The 21261-nt window shown below is 42.1% G+C and carries 21 protein-coding genes; 16 read left to right on the top strand and 5 right to left on the bottom strand.

What is annotated here, in order from left to right; genetic code table 11:
* Positions 1-13: 13 nt before the first annotated feature.
* The 3 genes from IFU39_RS32765 to IFU39_RS04460 all read left to right on the top strand — a co-directional run bounded on the left by IFU39_RS32765 (position 14) and on the right by IFU39_RS04460 (position 1376).
* Positions 14-406, top strand: coding sequence for a pentapeptide repeat-containing protein (locus IFU39_RS32765; RefSeq protein WP_244660908.1), 393 nt, complete (start codon positions 14-16; stop codon positions 404-406).
* Positions 309-662, top strand: a complete 354-nt coding sequence (locus IFU39_RS32760; RefSeq protein WP_244660924.1) for a hypothetical protein — start codon at positions 309-311, stop codon at positions 660-662. Before IFU39_RS32765 ends, IFU39_RS32760 begins: the two co-directional genes overlap by 98 nt.
* 90 nt (positions 663-752) lie before the next feature.
* Positions 753-1376, top strand: a complete 624-nt coding sequence (locus tag IFU39_RS04460) for a histidine phosphatase family protein (RefSeq protein ID WP_192131439.1) — start codon at positions 753-755, stop codon at positions 1374-1376.
* Positions 1377-1505: 129 nt separating this feature from the next.
* Here the strand turns inward: IFU39_RS04460 and IFU39_RS04455 are convergent, their stop codons facing one another.
* A complete protein-coding gene (locus tag IFU39_RS04455; protein WP_192131438.1) occupies positions 1506-3098 on the bottom strand; it encodes an FAD-dependent monooxygenase in 1593 nt (530 codons plus the stop codon).
* A gap of 130 nt (positions 3099-3228) precedes the next feature.
* Between IFU39_RS04455 and IFU39_RS04450 the strand changes: the two genes are divergently transcribed.
* Positions 3229-3888: a TetR/AcrR family transcriptional regulator gene (locus IFU39_RS04450; RefSeq protein ID WP_192131436.1), complete on the top strand. Its 660-nt coding sequence runs from the start codon at positions 3229-3231 to the stop codon at positions 3886-3888.
* A gap of 124 nt (positions 3889-4012) precedes the next feature.
* Here IFU39_RS04450 and IFU39_RS04445 read toward each other — a convergent pair whose 3' ends face one another.
* Positions 4013-4270 carry a GlsB/YeaQ/YmgE family stress response membrane protein gene (locus tag IFU39_RS04445; protein ID WP_091021013.1) on the bottom strand — a complete coding sequence of 86 codons (258 nt, stop codon included), beginning with the start codon at positions 4268-4270 and terminating at the stop codon, positions 4013-4015.
* Positions 4271-4428: 158 nt separating this feature from the next.
* Here IFU39_RS04445 and IFU39_RS04440 point away from each other — a divergent pair, with 158 nt between their 5' ends.
* The 4 genes from IFU39_RS04440 (at position 4429) to IFU39_RS04425 (ending at position 8342) form a co-directional block, all read left to right on the top strand.
* Positions 4429-5136, top strand: a complete 708-nt coding sequence (locus IFU39_RS04440; RefSeq protein ID WP_091021014.1) for a response regulator transcription factor — start codon at positions 4429-4431, stop codon at positions 5134-5136.
* A gap of 41 nt (positions 5137-5177) precedes the next feature.
* Positions 5178-6560 (top strand): ATP-binding protein, encoded by a 1383-nt coding sequence (locus IFU39_RS04435; RefSeq protein WP_192131434.1) that lies wholly within the window; start codon positions 5178-5180, stop codon positions 6558-6560.
* Between the two features lie 128 nt (positions 6561-6688).
* A complete protein-coding gene (locus tag IFU39_RS04430) occupies positions 6689-7390 on the top strand; it encodes a hypothetical protein (RefSeq protein ID WP_192131432.1) in 702 nt (233 codons plus the stop codon).
* Between the two features lie 523 nt (positions 7391-7913).
* Positions 7914-8342: a nuclear transport factor 2 family protein gene (locus IFU39_RS04425; protein ID WP_244660864.1), complete on the top strand. Its 429-nt coding sequence runs from the start codon at positions 7914-7916 to the stop codon at positions 8340-8342.
* Positions 8343-8641: 299 nt separating this feature from the next.
* Here IFU39_RS04425 and IFU39_RS04420 read toward each other — a convergent pair whose 3' ends face one another.
* Positions 8642-9211, bottom strand: coding sequence for a TetR/AcrR family transcriptional regulator (locus IFU39_RS04420; protein WP_076327468.1), 570 nt, complete (start codon positions 9209-9211; stop codon positions 8642-8644).
* Positions 9212-9376: 165 nt separating this feature from the next.
* Here IFU39_RS04420 and IFU39_RS04415 point away from each other — a divergent pair, with 165 nt between their 5' ends.
* From IFU39_RS04415 to IFU39_RS04405, 3 genes are all read left to right on the top strand, one after another.
* Positions 9377-10888: an FAD-dependent oxidoreductase gene (locus IFU39_RS04415; protein ID WP_197997661.1), complete on the top strand. Its 1512-nt coding sequence runs from the start codon at positions 9377-9379 to the stop codon at positions 10886-10888.
* Positions 10889-11194: 306 nt separating this feature from the next.
* A complete protein-coding gene (locus IFU39_RS04410) occupies positions 11195-12619 on the top strand; it encodes a glycoside hydrolase family 1 protein (RefSeq protein WP_192131429.1) in 1425 nt (474 codons plus the stop codon).
* A 132-nt stretch (positions 12620-12751) separates the two neighbouring features.
* On the top strand, positions 12752-13930 hold the full coding sequence (locus IFU39_RS04405) for an MFS transporter (RefSeq protein WP_192131426.1): 1179 nt from the start codon (positions 12752-12754) through the stop codon (positions 13928-13930).
* A gap of 92 nt (positions 13931-14022) precedes the next feature.
* On the opposite strand, the gene IFU39_RS04400 is transcribed toward IFU39_RS04405, so the two are convergent.
* On the bottom strand, positions 14023-14775 hold the full coding sequence (locus IFU39_RS04400; RefSeq protein ID WP_192131424.1) for a MurR/RpiR family transcriptional regulator: 753 nt from the start codon (positions 14773-14775) through the stop codon (positions 14023-14025).
* A 267-nt stretch (positions 14776-15042) separates the two neighbouring features.
* Here IFU39_RS04400 and IFU39_RS04395 point away from each other — a divergent pair, with 267 nt between their 5' ends.
* Both IFU39_RS04395 and IFU39_RS04390 read left to right on the top strand, forming a co-directional pair.
* On the top strand, positions 15043-16905 hold the full coding sequence (locus IFU39_RS04395) for a beta-glucoside-specific PTS transporter subunit IIABC (protein WP_192131422.1): 1863 nt from the start codon (positions 15043-15045) through the stop codon (positions 16903-16905).
* 408 nt (positions 16906-17313) lie between these two features.
* Entirely contained in the window at positions 17314-18477 is a 1164-nt protein-coding gene (locus tag IFU39_RS04390; RefSeq protein WP_244660906.1) for an MFS transporter, read from the top strand.
* Between the two features lie 263 nt (positions 18478-18740).
* On the opposite strand, the gene IFU39_RS04385 is transcribed toward IFU39_RS04390, so the two are convergent.
* A complete protein-coding gene (locus IFU39_RS04385; RefSeq protein ID WP_192131418.1) occupies positions 18741-19826 on the bottom strand; it encodes a DUF1648 domain-containing protein in 1086 nt (361 codons plus the stop codon).
* Between the two features lie 231 nt (positions 19827-20057).
* Here IFU39_RS04385 and IFU39_RS04380 point away from each other — a divergent pair, with 231 nt between their 5' ends.
* From IFU39_RS04380 to IFU39_RS04375, 3 genes are all read left to right on the top strand, one after another.
* Complete coding sequence (locus tag IFU39_RS04380; protein ID WP_091021024.1) at positions 20058-20303, top strand: hypothetical protein; 246 nt, start codon at positions 20058-20060, stop codon at positions 20301-20303.
* A 325-nt stretch (positions 20304-20628) separates the two neighbouring features.
* Positions 20629-20751, top strand: coding sequence for a hypothetical protein (locus IFU39_RS33185; protein ID WP_274599249.1), 123 nt, complete (start codon positions 20629-20631; stop codon positions 20749-20751).
* Between the two features lie 42 nt (positions 20752-20793).
* Positions 20794-21237: a GNAT family N-acetyltransferase gene (locus tag IFU39_RS04375; protein WP_244660863.1), complete on the top strand. Its 444-nt coding sequence runs from the start codon at positions 20794-20796 to the stop codon at positions 21235-21237.
* The last annotated feature ends 24 nt before the right edge of the window (positions 21238-21261 follow it).

The raw sequence follows: 21261 nt of genomic DNA, 5'->3' as shown, positions 1-21261 counted from the left end.
ACTTGAGTCTAATATGTCAGTAAACAGCGAATTATTTTCTGATATTGTCAGGTACGAACACGAAACGATAGGCGGTACGACCATAATCAACTCAAATGTTGGTTCACCCATATTTTGGAGCTGTAACCTGCAACATCTTATATTTGATACCTGCGATCTTACAAATGCGAGATTTTTTGCCGGTAGTACGATTGATCATTGTACATTTATTCGTTCCGACTTGCGCTCTGTTGGCATCGCCAAAGACGAAGCTGTTTTCACCAATTGCGAATTTTCCTCCTGCGATATGAGAGGGATGACATTGGAGAATGCTACGTTTATCGACTGTACTTTTTATAAATGTAGATTCAATGACCGGATTTTACAAGCGGCGAATATCGTCAATTGTTCCTTTACCAGCAAGTGACCTGACACAATGTATTCCGTCAAAATCCAAAAATCATCTGTATGTTGAACAGATATCCGCACGTGTGAAAAATGCTTTGATGAAGATAGACGATGACCCTAATCTATCTGAAGATGATCGGAAGGTACTGGTACGCTGTCTTCGCAGGCTTGAGCCTATGGAACAATATATTTTTAACACAGCCCATATGAAGAAAATATATGGTGATGTTTTGGTTGAACGATTTTTCAGTAGTCTGGATTGTAACATGGCGTAGATTTTCTCGAACGATTCCGTAGAATGATGAAGCGCGCTGTATAAGTTATCGCAATAATGGGGAGTGTAGAAGAAAAAAGGTGGAAGAGAAATGTTCCGATTATTCATTTTGATACCCTGTTTTTTTCTGTTGCTTGGAACAACTTATAGTGCCTGGGGAGCAGAGATTACCGGATCTTCTCTCATAAAAGATCTTCAAAAAGGCGGATACATCCTTTATATCCGACATGGAGATGCAACTGTAGGGGCAGATCAACAAAACTTTAGTCTAACAGATTGCACTACGCAGCGGAATTTAAGTGTATTGGGAAAGGAACAAGCTGAAAAATATGGCGAGGCTATCCGTAAATTAAACATTCCCCTCCAAATACCTGTAGAAGCAAGTCCTTTATGTAGAACCCTCCAAACGGCTCAGATTGCTTTTGGTACACAACATATAAAAGTAAATGAATTCTGGTTAAACGTATATAATCTCAGTCAAAACCCGAGCACTGAAAAAATAAATAGTACATTGCAAGCATTTACAAATGAAATTGAACAAATACCTCCAACTCATGTTAACAGAGTAGTTATAGCTCACTCTTTTCCTCCTGGGATAGGATTAGGAGAACTCGCGAGTATGGAGACCGTAATTCTAAAACCGCTGGGAGATCAAAAAGGGTATGAGGTTATTGGGAAATTGACATTAGAAGATCTTTTACAACTAGCCGGATAGCCGGATCGTCAAACTAAATTGAAGATTGTAATTCATGAGGCAAAATTTTAAAAAATGGATTGAAGTGAAAGGAAGGGGGCCGCTTTTGGTGACAAAAGTTGCCCTCTTTAATTTCCTCTTGAATTAATCTTATTTCCCGCTGGCCTTATCCAAATCAGTTGCCCGATAAATGGAATTCCAGTAATTCAAAATCGATGAAATATCATCAATGGAGGTACGCATTGCAATGTAACCGTCGGGACGAATCAATACGAGTTCTTTACTTGTTACATCGTAAATTCGATAGGCATTACCTGCTGTGTCTATTAAACCTTCCGCCGCCCCCTCAACGTGGGATGGCAGGATATAATGCATATGGAGTTCATTGTTGGTGAAGTTCTTCAGCGAAGGATCGATGCTGTTTGCAAAAGCCAAAAGCGTCCAGTGTGGGCCTCTCAATAGGTCAAAGAGACTTCCTGCAAATCCGGTGCCTTGCAGGCCCGTAGCATTAGGAGCACGATCCCCAGGAAATGAACGGGTAGCATTTGTTCGAGCAGGATGACGGGTAAGCGAACTTGAGCGATAGGAAATGAGTAGTCCGCTCGTCAGATCGTCGGATATGGTGCTCAAAGTTTGGGATAACCCTCCGCCTTCAGTCGCCGTTCCTATGACCACTCCCATCTTCTTCGTGCTGTCCTCAAGAACAGATTGAGCCACTGGGCGGCGCTCCTCATCGTACGTGTCGAGTAAGGCGGTGTCCGCTCCCCGCATCACAGCCGCCAGCTTCCAGCCGAGATTGTACGCGTCCTGCATCCCCGTATTCATGCCTTGACCACCGGCCGGCGAATGAACATGAGCAGCATCGCCGGCAAGGAAGACCCGGCCGTTGCGGTAACATTCGACCATACGAACGTTGACCCGATAGATGGACAGCCAGGAAGCATCCGTGAGCCGAACACGTCCGGCCCCGGCGCGACGGTCAAACATGGCTTGATACGCCTCTAGCGACGGCTGCTCTGGTTCTTCGATGTCTTCCGGAATTGTAGCCTGCAGTTGCCAAATATCGGATTTTGGCAGCGGCGTCACCCCGACCATCCCCTCCGAAGAAGTCCAGATATGGATATGGTCACGATCTAACCCTTCCAATCGTACATCGCCAAGATACCATCGCTCATGATCGTGTGTTTCCCCAACCAACGGTAAGTGAACAAATTTGCGGATATTGCTTTTGCCTCCGTCAGCGCCGACTACATAACGAGCGCGAATTTGCTCTTCTCCTTGTGGTGAATTCACGGTTACCGATACACCATCCACATCCTGAACAAGCCTTATGGCTTCCATGCCCAACTCAACTTGACCGCCAAGCACTGCATATCGGTCGCGCAATGCTTTTTCCACATCATATTGAGCAATCCAAACCGGATCACGATAGGGTGTTTCAAGTTCGGGGCTGGCTGCAACGGTAATAGCCGGTTTGTCCACACTCCTGCCATCTGCGGTATAATAACGAACAGGCAAATCCACAACACCTGTGTCCATAATGTAACGAACGGCCTCCAAATCATCAACAACCTCAAGCGAGCGAGGCTGGATTGCTTTGGCGCGAGAAGCAATGTTAAATAAGGAGCTTCGTTCAATAATACGATGGTCCACGTTTCGACGGGCAAGGTCACAGGCAAGTGTAAGCCCTGTTGGTCCGGCCCCGACAATGAGAACATCAACAAAAGACTGCACGGTTTTCATGAATAGAATCCTCCCTGTTCATTGATTTGATGTGCCACATTTGTTATACTACACCGTGCAGTGTAGTTTGTAAACAGAACGGAACTCTAATTAATTTCTGATGGTATACCTATAAGGGGGCAACGTAAGAATGGATCATACGGAAAACAAGAAAATCCGCAAAGGCTCTTCAGACAAAAGAGCTAAAATTATTGCGGCAGCACGAGACCTGTTTCTTTCCGATGGGTTTGATCGATCCAGCGTCGATGCGGTCGCAGCTAAAGCGGGAGTTTCCAAACGGACAGTTTATGATTATTATGGCGACAAACAGAATCTACTGCTTGCCGTTGTTGAAGAATCCAGTTTGGCGGTTCTTGACATGATTGAGCAAGGGATTTCAGATCACCTCTTGGAATTCGAGGATCTGAAGCAGGCGCTCATCTTATTTTGCGAACAAATCGTAGCTTCTGCGAACGGTTCGTCCGATTACATGGCTTTGATCCGTCTGGTTATGGTGGAAACCGCCAACCTGCCAGACTCGTTTTTTGATAGGCTGGATAATGCCACTGAAGAGGGGATTATCAAGAGGTTTACAGAGTTTGGACAAACCGGATTGCTCCATGTGCCCGATCCTGGAATGGCTACAAAGCACTTCGCTGCATTAACGTTTTTATTGGTATTTAATCAACCTAGAAAAACAGAGGCATTGGAAAAGGAACAAACCAAACGTATCATCACTGAAGGGGTACGTGTCTTTCTTTGCGCTTATGCCCCTCATAGCGTTCAAAAGGAAGATCAACCATCATACTGAATGCGATTTTGTTCAAAAATAAAAAAAGGACTGTAAACATTCATCTTCTATCGATGAATACTTTCGGTCCTTTTATGTTTATCCCGTACTAATAAACCACGGGATCGGTTTCCGCCTCTCTTTGTTAACGTCTTCGGAAGGCTCCGCCGCGTGCCAGAGCGAAGAAGATGAGCAGGGCAATAACCGAGCCAACAATGGCTGGAATAATATGAAATCCGCCAATCACCGGTCCCCTTGGTCCCAGCAATTCCGTTCCTAACCAGGAACCGATAAAACCCGCAATAACGTTCCCAAGTACACCGCCCGGTACGTCTCGTCCAATCAAGTTGCCGCTTAACCAACCAATAAGTCCACCAACAATGAGTACCCAGAGCAGATCCATGGATTGTTCTCCTTTCTTCGGGTTTAATACAAGTTATGTTGGGTTCGTTGGAATATACCTCATCTTCCTGTTGGTGGAGGAATCTAAAGCGTCTGTGCTAATATGGGTTAATATATGATTGAAGCTGGAGAACAAGCTAGATAGGGGTGCTTGTACATTTGAAGAAAATCCTAGTCATTGATGATGAAATCGCAATTCGAGATTTAATTGAGCTGGTGCTAAGGCGAGAAAACTATGATGTGCAGACCGCAGAGGACGGCAAAACGGGCCTGCAGCTGCTCGACTCTTTTCAACCCGATTTAGTGGTACTTGACCTGATGCTGCCAGACTGCTCCGGATATGACTTGTGTAAGGTAATTACCGGAAAACGTGCCATTCCTGTGATCATGCTCTCTGCCAAAAATGAGGTAATTGACAAGGTGCTCGGACTAGAGCTAGGGGCGGAAGATTACATGACCAAACCCTTTGACAATCGTGAATTGCTCGCTCGGATCAAGGTGATTCTGAGAAGAAACGAGAGTAAGGAGGAATCGAGTGAAGGGACAGAAGTGAAATCTACACGCATCATTCATGAAGAGCTGACATTTGATCTGGAAAGCCGCAGGGTACTTAAAAACGGTGTACCCGTGTCTTTAACGGCCAAAGAGTTCAAAATACTGGAAACGTTACTCAAAAGGCCAGACAAAATCTATACCCGGGATGAGCTGCTGCAGATTGGATGGGGATATGACTTTATGGGAGACAGTCGCAGTGTGGATATGACCATCATGCGATTACGGAAGAAGCTCGAGGATAACGCTGACGAACCGAAGTACGTCAAAACGATCTATGGATTTGGCTATCAACTTGGAGGTGGCGAGGCCTGAAGTATGCAACCCGGTTACTGCTGAATTATTTATTTTTCTCCGTGCTGTCTTTTGGCATCATCATTTTTGCGGTAAATAAAGCTATCGATTACTATAGCTTCGTTACCATTGAGAAACAGATGATGGAGAAGGCAGATCTGTCGGAGTTGTCCTTCCGTGAGGTGTTGGCACAGCATAGATCCTCGTCAGGAGAGCCCCAGACGAAGGAAATTGTCAGACTTGCTCTGGAGAAGCTGAAAGCTTCAGGCAAGGAAGTACGTATCTATGACAGCTCCAAGCAGTTGCTGGGCCTAGCTGTGGATGGCATCATCATTAATGATGGCAAACCGCTTATTTTTGACAAAAATATTGAGAAAGCACTAAGCGGCAGTTATGCCTACACCGTCACGGAAGATCATCTGCTTTATTTTGCGACGCCCATTCAGGATCAATTCTACGAAAACGCTTATGTGTATGAATTCGTGGATGACATTTCCTACTTTTATGCGATCATGGATCAAATTCGTTATATCCTGTTTGTCGGTGCAGGCGGATTTATTGTGCTGATTACGTTATCCAGCCTGTGGATTGCGCGCAACACAACCAAGCCGATTAAGATACTGCTTGGCGCTGCGCAAAGTTTCTCCAGACAGGAGTTTCGGAGAGTTCATCTAAAACGGAAGGATGAGCTGGGCATGCTGGCAGATGGGCTGGATTCCATGGGGCGGCAGCTTCATGATTACATTCAGTACCAGAAACAATTTGTCTCCAACGTATCTCACGAGTTAAAAACACCCTTGGCAGCCATTCGTGGTTTCTCTCAATACTTGGTTGAAGGGGAGACCGAGAACAAGGAGCTGCAAAAAATCTATGCTCATCTGTTGCAGGAATCGGATCGGCTCACCCGCTTGATTAATGAACTGTTGTTGTTATCCCGATTCGACAAGGCTGGTTCCAACGAACTGGAAGTCGAAAAGACGGAAATGAGCGAAATGATTCAGCAAGTCGCCACGAATATGGGAGCCAAGGCCAAGGATAAAGGAATCGAGATTATGTTCAGGAAGGATGAGGCGGAATCGGAGGATAAGCTTCTGACAAAAGTCCATGCCAACGTGAATCCAATGCTGATGTCCCATGCGATCGCCAACCTTGTAGACAATGCCATCAAATATTCAGGCAGTCCATCGCTGATCGAATTGAAGTTGGAACATACGCCAAGTGAGGTAGTTATACGGATACGTGATCAAGGCATAGGCATCGCGGGCGACGAGCTGGAGCGAGTGCAGGAACGCTTTTACCGGGCGAAAAATGCAAGTACAGCAAACGGTTCAGGTCTTGGACTTTCCATTTGCAAAGAGATTGTAGAGCGGTTTAATGGATATATCGACATCGAAAGTCAAGTGGGAAAAGGGACAACCGTTACAATTGTTTTGCCTCGTGCGTAGACCTGCATCTAAACCCAAGCCTAAATAGGTAACGTTACAAGATTGGTACATTTCTGTTATGAGACTAACAAATGTTTTATTTATAATCACTTCATAAGAACAAATCACACATTTATGGAGGGATCATGATGAAATTGATAAACAAAGCTGCAAGTTTTATCGTACTAGGTGCTTTACTAACGGTGGCATTAACGGGCTGTCAATCCAGTGAAGCTACATCGCCAGCAACCGGACAGAACACTGCAAATGAACAGAACACAGGCGAAGGTGCAACAAATGCTACTGCGCCTGCTTCCGGAAGTTCTGAAGAAAAGGGTACTGAAGCTATTAAAGAAGGTTCGATGGAGAAGGAAGGCAATGTGGTGCTGAAGGAGCTTGCTTTTGTCTATAATGAGCACACCATTGCGATTTCGGATACAGCGAATGAAGATCAGATGGAACAGATGCTGGGCAAACCGGATAACCTGAAATCTCATACGTACAGTGCCGACGATGGAACAAATATGGATAACTTAATCGGTTTTACGGAAAAAGTGTACACGTATCCTGGTCTGGAGATTAAAACAATCAGTATACCGAAGGGGAAACAAGACTCCATCTTTCATATCGAAATCACAGATCCTAAGTACGCGACAGTGCGAAACATTAAAGCAGGAGATAGCCTGGATACACTCAAAAACGCATACCCTGAGGGGAAACTGCTTGGTGATGGAGCCCCTGATGAGGAGGATGACTTCCGTTACGAGCCATCCAATTATGTGGATGTGATGTCGTTTCATATCAAGGATGCCAAGGTAGAGAGCATTCAGATCTTCAGCCTTCTGGACTAATATTTAGTGATCGATATTGGCAAGCCATTCATTCGATTCACCTTTAACACCTGTATAAAATGAAAGTTAACCCTCTTACATCCTGAAAAGGAGTATTGAGGGTTAACTTCATATTTAGGACTTTTAAATGAAGCGCTGCTTGGGCAAATGCAACCCATGATAAGCGAGTTTGCAAACTGAAACTTTGTTACGTTTCGTCCCCGATGAGCGGCTAAATCCGGCTATAGCTTCTGCGACCAATCATGTCTGGCTACAAGCTTCCCGTCCGTTTTCTGCACAAGATCAACCTCGAACAAACGGTACCCTCGATTGACCTCTCTCTGAACCTGTAGGGAATTCTTAGAGTTCTCATAAGATAGATACTAGCAGTTTTAACCTCTTTTTATTGTTCGAAAATTTTCGAATTATGTATTGCAGCTATGTGGGAAGTGTGATATATTTCTTTTCAGGCCAAACAGTTCGAAAATATTCGAACTGAAACTACACTGCATAAGACAGTATAGACAATATAGGAGGTAATAACATGTCCAATACAGCAACCGCTGGCAATACTAACAATTCACTGAACACCGATGCAAACATCACGATGTTAAATAATTATTTTCGCTTGTTTGATGCATCTCGCACTGACGACCGGGCTATGAAGGATTTGTTATCCCTGTTCACGCAGAATGCTGAAATTGTTTCAAACGGTAGCAGTCGTACAGGATTCGAGGTGGTTATTAAGACTTTTTATGAATACAATAAAGACATTAAACATATGTGGGATGCATGGGTTCTTCAGCCCGACGGCAGTTATCGAACTAACTGGGCAGTATGCGGGCAAGCAGTAGATGGCACGGTGTATGCGAAGGCGGGTATAGATATTATGCGTGTGAACGAGTCAGGGCAGATTGTGTATCTGAAGAACGTGCAGACGACTGAAGATGCTTACAATGAATATAACTCGTAAGATGAATATAGGTGGTTGTTACTTCATAGGCCTCTGGTAAGAACCATTGCTGATTTGCTACATAGTAACCCATTTTTTTTGATCAGTAGGCATAATTTTATCGACTTATATTTTAGATTCACAGGATCTGTGGCCTTCAATCGAACTATCCTAAAACTAAAGAAACCGATGGGACTTTACATAAGTAAAATGCCCATCGGTTTTTATTTTATCTCAACAATAAGATACCTTCTTATTCTGGTGAAAATATGTCATAAGGGATAATTTTGCTATGTGCGTAGCGTAGAATGAGCTTCATGTTAGTCTAACATGATTTTCTCGTTAACCATTTGATAGTAATACTCATCCATCTGTTCTGCCGTAACATCTTCTTCAAGATGATATATCCACCACGTCACAAGTAAACTAATGACCCCTGAATGATATTCCGCTAAAAGTTCTATGGGAGGTGAAAATGGTTTCCCTCTTCTTTTTAATTCCAGAAAATCTCTTCTGGATATATCTCCGATATAGTTTTTGAAAAAGTCAGTAAATCCCTTGTCATTCTTCTGGTTTTGAACAATTGGCTCCAGTAAATTCTCCAACATGAATCTAGATAGGCTTTGCAAGGGCTGCCGAAGCCGATCTTCTATACTCATTTGTAAATAATCCTGAAGAACCCACGTGAGGGTAGCGGATAACAGCGCAAATTTATCCTCAAAATGTTTGTAAAACGTTGTACGGTGAACCATCGCTTTGTCACATATCTCATTAATCGTGATATTGCTGAATAGTTTGCCTTGCTCAGATAACAGATCTCTAAAGGCCGTAATTAACAATTTATGAGTCCGGGCAACTCTTAAATCAAGCTTTTTTTCATTGATTTTCATCTACACCACTTCCATATCGTAGTTTAACTATATACCATCCCTATATTGATTCTTACTATAAAAGAAATTTTGATTATATATTGGTATTATAAGTAATATTTTGATTTCTCAACAAGTGTAGATTAAAATCTAATTTCTAGAAAGGATGAATCTTCGGTGTCCGACATGAAAAAAGCTGTGGTGATCGGAGCAGGGATTGCTGGATTAATTACTGCAAGAATGTTAGCTGATTATTATGAGGAAGTATGTGTGATTGAAAGGGATGAATTCCCTTCGGAGCCAAATAACCGACAGGGTGTACCTCAATCTTTTCATCCACACCGCGTACAACCACGCGGCGCGCTGATTATGGAACATTACTTCCCAGGATACAATGACGAATTGATAGCATTGGGAGCGATCTCTTCACACGATGAGAAGCTTATAGTTACTAATCGATACGGTACATTAGTTAACAAGGAGGATCCTTCTTCATTTAAAATTGCATCGTGCAGCAGAGCTTTGCTGGAATGGGTGCTGCGCAAACGAATCCAAAATATCCCTCATATAAGCTTCTTAACAAGTATGGAAGTTACTGGACTCATCGTATCTGAAGACCAGCATGCTGTTACAGGCATTTATATCAAAGAAAGAAGCGGTGAAAAAAGGAAAGACCAACTTCCAGCGGATATGGTTATTGATGCTTCAGGACGTTCTTCCAAATTGATTAGGTGGCTTGATAAATTAGGGTTGAATGTGCCAGAACCAGAAGTGCTAAAGGTATCTCTTGGTTATAGCACCCGTTATTACAACATTAAATCCTCCATTCCGAACGAATGGGTGATGTCTGATTCAGATCCTGAGCAAGGTATTCGTGCAGGCATATTTACGCGCATTGAGGATGATATCGCTGGACTCATTCTTTTCAATGCTGGAGGAGATGAGTATCCGTCCACTCAGCCCGAAGAGTTTCAAGATCAAATCAAGCATCTATTTGCTTCAGATAAAATTGTGAAGTTAATGGAGCAGTTGGAGCCATTGCAAGGGCCTAGGGGGTACCGTATTTCCGAGTCTGTTCGTCAGCATTTTGAACTCATGGAAGATTGGCCCTCTGGTTTACTCGTCCTTGGTGATGCATTTTGTAGCTTTGATCCTATTCACGGACAAGGTATCACCGTTGCTGCGGTCGAAGCTGAGACTATAGGAAAGTCTTTGGAAGCAAAGCGCTTGCATCCCGATCCGCAGTTTGAACGGAACATATTGCTTCGTATGCAGCAGGCCATCGATCCGGCTTGGTGGCTTAGTTCCGTGGCTGACCTGCGTTGGAGAGGGGTAGAACATGGTGGGCCTTATGAACTGAAAGGAGTGGATTTTGCTCAGAAATATATCAACTTATTTACGAAGCAAGCGATGAAAAAAGCAGATCAGGAAAAAGATAACCATCTCTTTTTTATGCAATTCCTAATGAATGCTTTGATCCTTCCTCCAAGTGAATATTTCAAAGCGGATGTCCTGGACATGATTCTAAACGACAATGGTTCAGAAGAAGAAATTGAATTAAGAGCAGCGCTTTGTGTCCAGGATTCCGATTTGTTCCAGCAAAAATTAGATGAGATCATTCCATTATTCCAACCCGAATATGATGAAGAGATTAAGAAACTGCTGGAAACACTTGAGCCTGCCTCTTTTAATGGATAACTTATCATGATGAAGTCGTCATTTTGACGGCTTTTTTATTTTGTGTCTATTATGATGGCGTGTTAGAAGTACAGTTACCCTTGAGCTAACATGCAACAATCCTTTGAAAAAAATGAAACACTACGTTACTTTTATGTTACAAATGTGAATCTCTGATACCTTGTACTAAATACGAAATAACATGTATTTTATGCATTAATCTATGTAACATAAGTTGTGAAAACAAATACATGATAAAAAACCGATAAAGCGAGATTCATTTATATCCAGATCCGCTCAAGGTTTAAAAGAAAGGTGGCTTACCAAATGAGTCAAACATTTCAATTTCCGAATGGTTTTTTGTGGGGAGGTTCCGTCTCTGCAAACCAAATTGAAGGTGCATACCAAGAAGACGGAAAAGGACTTTCCATTCAGGATATCATGCCAAACGGCATTCAGACACCTCCGACGATTGAACCAACAGAGGATAATATGAAGTTATTTGCGATTGACTTCTATCACCGATATAAAGAAGATATTAAACTCCTTGCAGAAATGGGTTTCAAAGTTTTTCGTACGTCTATAGCTTGGTCCAGAATCTTCCCGAAAGGGGATGAACTTGAGCCAAACGAAAAAGGTCTTCAATTTTACGACAACCTCTTTGACGAGTGCCGGAAATACGGGATTGAACCTCTAGTTACGATCTCTCATTATGAAACTCCTCTACATCTCGTTAGGGAATACGATGGCTGGGCGAATCGAAAAATGGTCGATTTCTATGAACGATATGTGCGAACCATTTTTGAGAGATACAAAAGCAAAGTGAAGTATTGGCTCACATTTAACGAGATTAATTCGATTCTTGAACACCCGTTTGCAAGTGGCGGGATTAACACGCATAAGGATCAACTTAGCAAACAGGCCCTGTACCAAGCGGTTCACCACGAGTTTGTTGCAAGTGCAATGGCGGTTAAAATTGGGCATGAAATTAACCCGGATTTCAAAATTGGTTGTATGGTCATTGCTATGCCGATTTACCCATTGACTCCTGACCCTAATGATATGATCAAAGTGATGGAAGCGGATCATAAGAACACAGGTTTTACGGATGTTCACGTGCGTGGTTATTACCCAGGTTACATGAAACGTTATTTGAAAGATAACGGGATTACCATTCATTTCGAGCCTGGCGACGAAGAAATTTTGAAAAACACCGTTGACTTTATTTCCTTTAGCTATTATCAAAGTAGTTGCGAAACGGCTGATCCTGCCAAGCAAATTAAAGGAGAAGGAAACCTGATTGGTGGTGTTCCTAATCCGCTCTTGACTGCGAGTGATTGGGGTTGGCAGATCGACCCCAAAGGCTTAAGGTACATCATGAATGCAATGTATGACCGTTATCAGAAGCCGTTATTCATCGTTGAAAATGGATTAGGAGCCGTAGATGAACTGATCACGGACGAAAATGGTAATAAAACCGTTATTGATGATTATCGCATTAAATATTTGAAGGAGCACTTGCTTCAAGTCGCTGAAGCCATTCAAGATGGTGTTGAATTAATGGGATATGCATCATGGGGTTGTATTGATTTGGTTAGTGCAACAACTGCAGAAATGAAAAAACGGTACGGATTTATCTATGTGGATCGTCATGATGATGGTTCAGGAACATTGGAACGCTATCGTAAGAAGTCCTTCCACTGGTATAAAGATGTCATTCAGAGCAACGGGAGCAGCTTGTTTCGTGAGTAGCAGGTGCTAATGTTGGAACATTGTTGATTACAGATCAGCTTACAGGCCTACAGAATAAAACTAAGAAAGGGCCGCCAGTCAGCGGCTCTTTCTTAGTCTAATAATTGATATCGAACGATTAGGGAGTAGAAGATGAGAAAAAAAATGTTTTTAATTATTGCTTTATTTGTTGCTACATTGAATTTGCGCCCGGCTATTAATTCCATATCTCCGCTGCTAGATACGATTCGGGAGGATCTGGGGATGAGCGCTGCACTAGCCAGTTTGCTAACTTCAATACCTGTACTATGTATGGGCGTATTTTCACCTTTTGCCGTCAAAGCAAGTGGGAGATGGGGAATAGAACGAATCATTGGATATTCCCTGATTGTGGTCGGAATCGGAATAGCTACTCGTCTATTTACACAGTCTACGTCCGTTTTACTTTTATCAGCATTGATCGTAGGTATCGGGATCGCTTCGATCGGCCCGTTAACTTCAGGTTTTATTAAAAAGTATTTTCCCGATCATGTTCCATCTATGATTGCACTCTATAGTATTGCAATCACTGTAGGGGCTGCGGTCAGTTCAATGGTATCGATTCCCTTAAAGACATACTTCAACTCTTGGCAGATAGCAGTAGGAGGGTGGGCAGTCATTGCCTTTGTAGCAGCGATCATTTGGTGGATCATGGTGAAGCCTCGATCTGAATCTGCTAATGCTAATGTGAGTGAAATAAAAGAACGTCCGATAATTAAACTTCCCTGGGGAAATAGAAGCGCATGGACGCTTACGCTTTCATTTGGATTAATGGCTATGTTGTTTTATTCTTTTACAGCGTGGCTCCCGTTAATGATTCAGGAAATGGGGTATAGCAAATCCTATGCAACGCTTTGTCTGACCATATTTGTTGTCATCCAAATCCCGATTAGCTTTGTCCTTCCTGTATTATTGAAGAACTTTCCTTCAAGAAGAGTATGGATGGTTGGTGAATCTCTGTTCATGATTGTTGGGTTGATTTTATTGATGATGAATTTCATACCGATGGTTTCCGTTGTACTCTTTGGAGTTGGAGCAGGGGGCTTGTTCACCTTAAACCTGATGTTACCGATTGATTCTACAACCAATGTGAACGATGCAACTTCCTGGTCAGCGATGCAGCAATCTGCCGGGTATGTTATTGGAGCGCTGGGTCCAATATTGCTAGGCTGGATTCATGATGCTTCCAATAGTTTCACACCTGCTATGATTGGAATGATTGTAATCATCATTCTAATGATTATGACGCAAATTGCAGCAACACGAAGGAAAAAAGTAATGGAAAGCGTCTAACGTACTCATCCGATCGAGAGCCATAGTGACTTAAAAGAGAGCCCAAAAGGCTCTCTTTCTGGTCTTTATTTATAGAGAGATCGAGTTCTTTCTCATAGCTCCAATTCTGTATTTACCATTTCTTTGAAAACCTCTCGTCCCAGCCATTCCAACAGGAAAGTAACAGGAACCTGAGTGGTGATGTTCGTGGATTCGTAATACTCTTCTTTTACATAATAAGGGATACTTACATCTGATATTTTAGCCATGGTGGATTGGCGATCGTTCGTTATCGCCACAATTTTATTTTTCTCCTGCTTGATCCGTTGGAGATAAGGTAGCACAAACGGGTTTTCACCTCGCGTAGATAATGCAATCGTAACACTGTCTTTTTGAATTCTGGTATGGATGGGGTAATGAGGATCTTTTATGTACACGGAACAGATCCCTAGATTTGAGAAAAATCGGGCTCCATACTCTCCTATTATTCCGGAGCTCCCGATACCAATAAAAATAACGCTACTGGCATTAGCAATTAACTTTGCTGCCGTCCGAATTTTCTCCTCCAATTCAGGAGCTTGAGAACGTTCAAAAAACTCATACACTGCATGATGTGGACTTTTCAACTCCTGCTTCGTTAGTTTATCTTGTTGGGAAACGAGCATCTTAAGTTTTACTTTAAATTCGGAAAATCCCTCACATTGATTCTTTCTGCAAAATCGCAGAATGCTGGCTGTAGATACATGAGTTTCATCGGCCAGTTCTCTGATACGCATGTACGCCACTTTTTCCATGTTCTGAGAAATATAGTTATATAAAGATAGTTCCAATTCGTTATAGGATGAGATTTGCTCACTGGTGAACATGGATATGCACTCCCTTAGACCATAATAAAAATAATAGGTAACCTGCTTAGGCAGTATACATTACCTTTTTTAAAAAAACAACGTGTTACATTTTTGTAACAAAAATCATCTCGTGTCAAAGGAAACTAAACACTTAAATCATATATATTTTCTTTTCTGTTCTGAGTAACATGACGTTATAACATATGTTTCGCACTTCCATTATAACTGGCTAGACGCGTCCATGGTCAGAGAATACCTTATTATACGTCGAAGGAGCCTTACAACATGGATAAACAACAATTGTCCAAAGATATTCTCAAACTGGTTGGTGGGGAAGAGAATATCGATCAAGTTACACACTGCATGACTCGACTCAGATTCAATCTAAACGATAACAATCAAGCAGACAGAACAACGTTAAAAAACACACCTGACGTTATGGGTGTAATGGAAAACGGTGGACAGTTTCAGGTGATTATTGGCAATGAAGTTTCCGAAGTGTACAGAGCACTAGTGACCAATATGAGCATGAAGCCTAACGCAGAGAGTGCTCCAAAAGGTGGAAAGAAACAAAGGAATCCGATCAGCGCATTATTTGACTTCATCTCGGGCATGTTCACGCCAATTCTGCCAGCAATTGCTGGCGCAGGTATGATCAAAGGGATCGTGTCCATTCTGGTGGCTCTTGGTTGGATGACGAATACAAGCTCAACCTATATCATTTTATCCGCCGTTGGTGATGGTGCATTCTACTTCCTGCCTATTCTTCTGGCCGTTAGTGCTGCGAAGAAAATGGGTAGCAATGTTTATGTGGGAGCTGCATTAGCGGCTGGTCTTATGCACCCAACCATTACAGCCTTGTTTCAAGAGGGTAATACATCGTTTGCAGGCATTACAGTTATTGCTACATCCTATGCATCATCGGTTATTCCCATCGTCATTGCAATCTGGATCTCTGCTTACGTGGAGAGAGCTATAGACCATGTTACGCATGCTTCACTCAAAATGATTGTTGTACCCACTGTAACGTTACTTATTATGGTACCGCTAACCTTGATCGCGATCGGGCCACTGGGTGGCATTATTGGAAACGGTTTATCTGGGGGTATCAGATGGTTATTTGATAACGCATCCATTTTTGCAAGTATTTTAATTGGTGGCACGATGTCTGTACTGATTATTACTGGCATGCATTACGCACTGTTGCCGCTTGCAGTTGGTTCGATTGCAACACTTGGTTACGATTTTATCGTTCCATTAATGTTCGCAGCTAATATGGCCCAGGGTGGTGCCGCATTTGGTGTGGGCTTCAAGTCTAAAAATACCCAAACCAAATCACTTTCATATTCTACAGGACTGACCGCTCTTATGGGAATTACGGAGCCAGCCATGTACGGAATTAACATGAAATTCAAAAAACCATTTATTGCAGCGCTCATTGGGGGCGCAGTCGCTGGAGCGTTTCTGGGAGCCTTTTCGGTTAAAGCCTATTTCATTAGCACTGTAGGTCTTCCGGGAGCTGCCTCATATGTCGGTCCAGACATTAGCAACCTGCTCTATGCACTAATTGCTGCTTTGATTGCATTCGTTGTCGCTAGCATCATTACTTATATTCTGGGCTTCCAGGAAGAGGTACCTGCACCATCAGCAACGTCTGCAACTATATCTGTAGTAACTGAAGACACTAAATTACAGGATGAACAAATATTCAGCCCTATCAGTGGGGAAGTTAAGCCACTTAGCCTGGTTCCAGACCCTGCTTTTTCAGAAGAAATGATGGGTAAAGGATTTGCCATTCAACCTGCAGAAGGACGTGCAGTTTCCCCAGTTAACGGCACAGTATTCTCTGTTTCTAAGAGTGGTCACGCTATTGGTCTCGTAAGTGATCTTGGCGCAGAGATGCTCATTCACATTGGGATTGATACGGTAAAGTTGAAAGGCCAATTTTTCTCGCCAAAGGTACAGGCTGGAGCAAAAGTATCCGTAGGCGACCTATTGATGGAATTTGACCGTGAAGAGATTGAAAAAGCGGGTTACAACATGATAACGCCGGTCATTATTACGAATATGCATCAATATACCGATGTGGAATCAGCTGGTCGTACCAATATTCTTGAAAAAGAATGGATGTATACAGTCAAAGTTTAATCTGGTTATACCCATAGCGACAGTGTTCCAAAGCATCTTTGGAACACTGTCGTTTTTGTCTTGATGTTGCATAGCAAAACCCAAAAAACTCCTTCTACATAATATTAAGCTGATACAAAACACTGCGTAACATTTGAGTAACAAATGTGATCTCATGTTAATTCAAACTAAAAGGCTGAAAGGTATATATTTATTTGAATAATAAAAGTAACATAAGTTATGCAAATGAGAATCTCTTATGGATTTAACACTGAAAGGTGGAACACAAATGAATCTAACCATTCGCTTAGGGGCTGTTTTTCTGTGGGAAAGTCTCTAGCTACTAATTCAATAGTATCTGGTTGAGAATATTTAATATATCTATTTTTCTAGAAATATAGAAATAAGAAGGTGCAATTGTTGAAAAATATGTGGAAAATATATTTATTAGCTGTAATTAGTTTTCTTAATGGATCATCAGAATATGTTATTGCCGGAATCCTGGACAAAGTAGCTGAATCTAGCAACATTTCAGTTTCTTCTGCTGGACAGCTCATTACTGTGTTCTCTATAGCTTTTGGTGCAGGGACTCCTTTCTTAATTGCTTTTACATCTAAATTAGACCGAAAAAAGCTCTTAGTTTATGCATTAACGGTATTCTCTGTTGTTAACATTTTAATTGCAACGATCACAGGATATGAGATGCTTATCGTAGCTAGAATTATTTCAGCCCTTAGTGCCGGTGTTATTCAGGTTACACTCCTTACTCTTGCTGCAGCTTTGGCTGCTCCAGGCAAACAAGGCAGTTCAATTGCGACTGTTATCATGGGAAATAGTACGGCATTAGTTATCGGTGTACCTATAGGCAGGGTTGTAGCTTCCCATTATGATTGGAACATCATCTTTATTGGTCTTGGAGTAGCCGGACTTATTCTCTTATGCCTAGCGCTGCTGATCATACCTAAAGTCGTTGCTGAAAAAGCGGTTCCTTTGCGTGATCAGTTTACATTCATTATGCAACCCCGTATTGCAGCAGCGTTGCTGATTACGTTCGTGTGGTTAGGTTCATATTCCATTTTATTTACGTACATTTCGCCGTATTTCCTAGATATATTTAGCATGAGTAATCAAGGTGTAACGGTAGCCCTGTTTATATTTGGTATTGCCAGTGCTATTGGTTCCAAAATAGGAGGACTGAGTACAGATAAATGGGGTACATTCCGTACCCTATCTGGTGGAATGATACTCCATGCCATTGTATTACTGTTGTTCCCGTTTATAGGCCAATCCATATTTCTTCTATATATATTACTTATTTTCTGGGCACTAGCAGCCTGGTCCTCAGGTACGCCGATCCAATTTCAGCTTATAAGTCTCGCTCCTGCCGCTTCTGGCATTGTACTGAGTCTGCATAGCGCGATTGGACAAGTTGGAATGGCTGCCGGAGCTGGTGTCGGGGGTATTGCTGTCAACCACAACTTGTTGAACTATATTCCATGGCTCGGTGCGCTTGCCCTTGTGATTGGCATCGTAACAACGCTGCTTGATAACTCTCTATCTAAACGAAAACAAACGAAACAATCTTTGCATTAAATAATCACTTGTATTATCTTTCTTTGATACATGCCGGTTAACGATATACAAAACCTCTATAACAATAAGAAAGCAGCTGACCCAAGTGATCAGCTGCTTTCTTTGTTTTATAATTCATAACTCATTAACCCAATGATAGTAGGTCCAACTGCACCATTAAGTTCACAGCGAATGAAGCCGTAGACACGATCTCGTCAAGCTTATCGACGGTTTCCGCATACATTTATATACCGATTGAGGCGAGTACTAACCTCCAAGCCTTGTTACACCACAACTAACAGTACAATAATTCCGAGAAAAATCAGCCAGCATACTGGGTGACCGAAATTTAATCCCCAGCCGACACCAAACCTTTTCTCGACAATTAGATTTGGATCCTTGCGATTGAAATAAATCATACCTAATAGCCAATTTTCATCATCATGGACAGGTCTGAAATTGGAGTGATCTGCCGATTGCTCCAATCGGCTTCCGCCCTGACCAGCCCAGAACGATAAGGCTAAGGCGTATAGGATGATAAAGGCTATTATGATTAGGACAATGGGAATAGCGAAATTGATGTTAAGCAGAGATATCATATTTAGTTGCACGACGGACAACAGGATAACTATTAAAAAGCTTGCTGTAATCATAAAACCTGACCAAGTACGGCAGAAAGTTACGTCTTGTCTGATGGAAAGGTTAGGATCAGTGGGTTGAACCTGCTGCTTCACTCTGCGAATACTCCAATTCTCAAATATGAACACAAGTATTAAGAACACTTGCATTATCGTAGGCATAAATACAGAACCATAAGATTTAGCTGCATACCCGTCTACGTTCCAACTGCTGTTGTAATGGATCGGAATCTGGTCAGGAATTAGGTCGTAGTTAAGTAGCACCGTTACAATACCAACAACAATAATGAAAACATGGATGAGGAACCACTTACTAGACAAGCTAATGTTTCTTTTCCCAAAACCAGTGTCCACTGCCATGATCGATGGTTCAAGAGCAATAGGCAGCATAGGTAGTAAACTTTTCATTTTGAAATGATAGTTAATGTTTATGACTAGGGAGATTACGACCATGGCGAGTGAATAAGTGACAATGATCCAACTTTGTTGCTTGGAATGTTCATCACCGTATATTAGGCAGATGATACAAACAATGAATAGGATGGTATGAAAGGTAGCACTAATCTTAGCATATGACTTCCGCATCTGGCGTAGAGGTTCGCTATGAAATTGTACAGCGCTGACGGTGACCCCAAAACTAATCGTCTCTCTTGTTAAATAAGGCATGCTTACCATGAGTACAATGGTAGGTACAAATACAAAGATCAATACTATAACAGGCATTATCGTCATATCATTCGCCCCTTTGATACATAAGTGTGTATTCGAAAACTCTATAAGCTTTAGAGCATATGCGATGCATCACTATGTCTTTTTGCTTATGATTATTATTTTAACTTAGGGTAGGTAATCGACTTGAATATAAGTTGATTATAATTAATTTTATTGACTACTTCCCGTTTTAGATAACGTTATAATATAAACAGAGTTCAAGACATGAATACAATAAACGGAGGGGTAGGATTGAACAAGTATGTGTTACATATAGTTGCAAGTGTAATTTGCATATTGTTACCTGCTGTTGGTCTCCTATATGTTTTGTGGGATAGCCACCAACCCAAAATAGGACCTGTAGGAGACGGAAAACCGAATTATCCTTCAATATCTCAATGGATATCTATTGGCTCTTCTTTTATTCTTGGAGTAGTTAATTTACCTCTTTCCATAATTCGATATAGACAAAAGGCCAAAGAAGATATTAAAAGTTAATGCTTTATTACGTTAACGTAGAAACTATAATTGAATAAACGACAAGAATGAAGCTGCCTGTGTTAGACCGCTGCTTCATTACATTAACGGGCAGGATAGATGAATTTTGTGAATGTACGCCAGGTATGCGAATGATAAAAACATAAGTTTAACTTTTAAGATTAAAGTCATGCTACAGTCTTCAGAATTCGCAGAATTCGTCAAAGGAAGTACGATCGAAGAATAAAGAGGTCGAACCCGTCAGAGTACAAATGGTATACACTGCTTTTTATTTGACTCATTTATAAAAGAACTAGGCAGTAGATTGCCTATCGTCAGGCAAGAGATGGGTAATCACGATAAATCTGAATTAAAGCTGGAGGCGAATAAGATGCTGGAATTAGAGTTTACGACTATAGAGGAGTGGGATGAAGCATTATGGGCGCGGATGGAGCAAATCTATCATTAGGCTTTTCAAAGCGGCGCTAAGACAAAAGCGATTCTGCGCAGTATGCTGGACCGGAAGATTGGTTATTTACACACGGGCGTGCATCATGGAGAAGTGGTTGCGATGGCTGTTACTGGACTGGAGGGGAAGGTTGCGGAGCGCATCCTGATCATCGATTACCTTGCGGTTGAACAGAAGTTGCGTGGGTGGGGCATAGGGACCTGGATGCTAGAGCAACTCAGAGCCTGGGCGTTAAGGGAACACCGGATCAAAGGTATGATTATCGAGGCGGAGTTCGGGACAACGGAGGCTCATCAGGAACGCATTCAGTTCTGGCAACGCAACGGGTTCATCCTAACCTCCTATGTCCATCAATATAGAATGGTGCCAGAGCCGTATCAGGCAATGATGCTGCCACTGGATACAAATACGCATGTGCCTGACGATGGTGAAGCACTGTTTCGTTATATCAATGCTTTTCACAAGGTTGCTTACCGGAAGAGTTAGACCGCATTCAATGGAGTTGTGGAA

Origin of the sequence: Paenibacillus sp. CFBP 13594 (genome assembly GCF_014842675.1) — a bacterium.
Taxonomy (GTDB): Bacteria; Bacillota; Bacilli; order Paenibacillales; family Paenibacillaceae; genus Paenibacillus; species Paenibacillus amylolyticus_B.
This window is presented reverse-complemented; position numbering and strand designations above follow the sequence as displayed.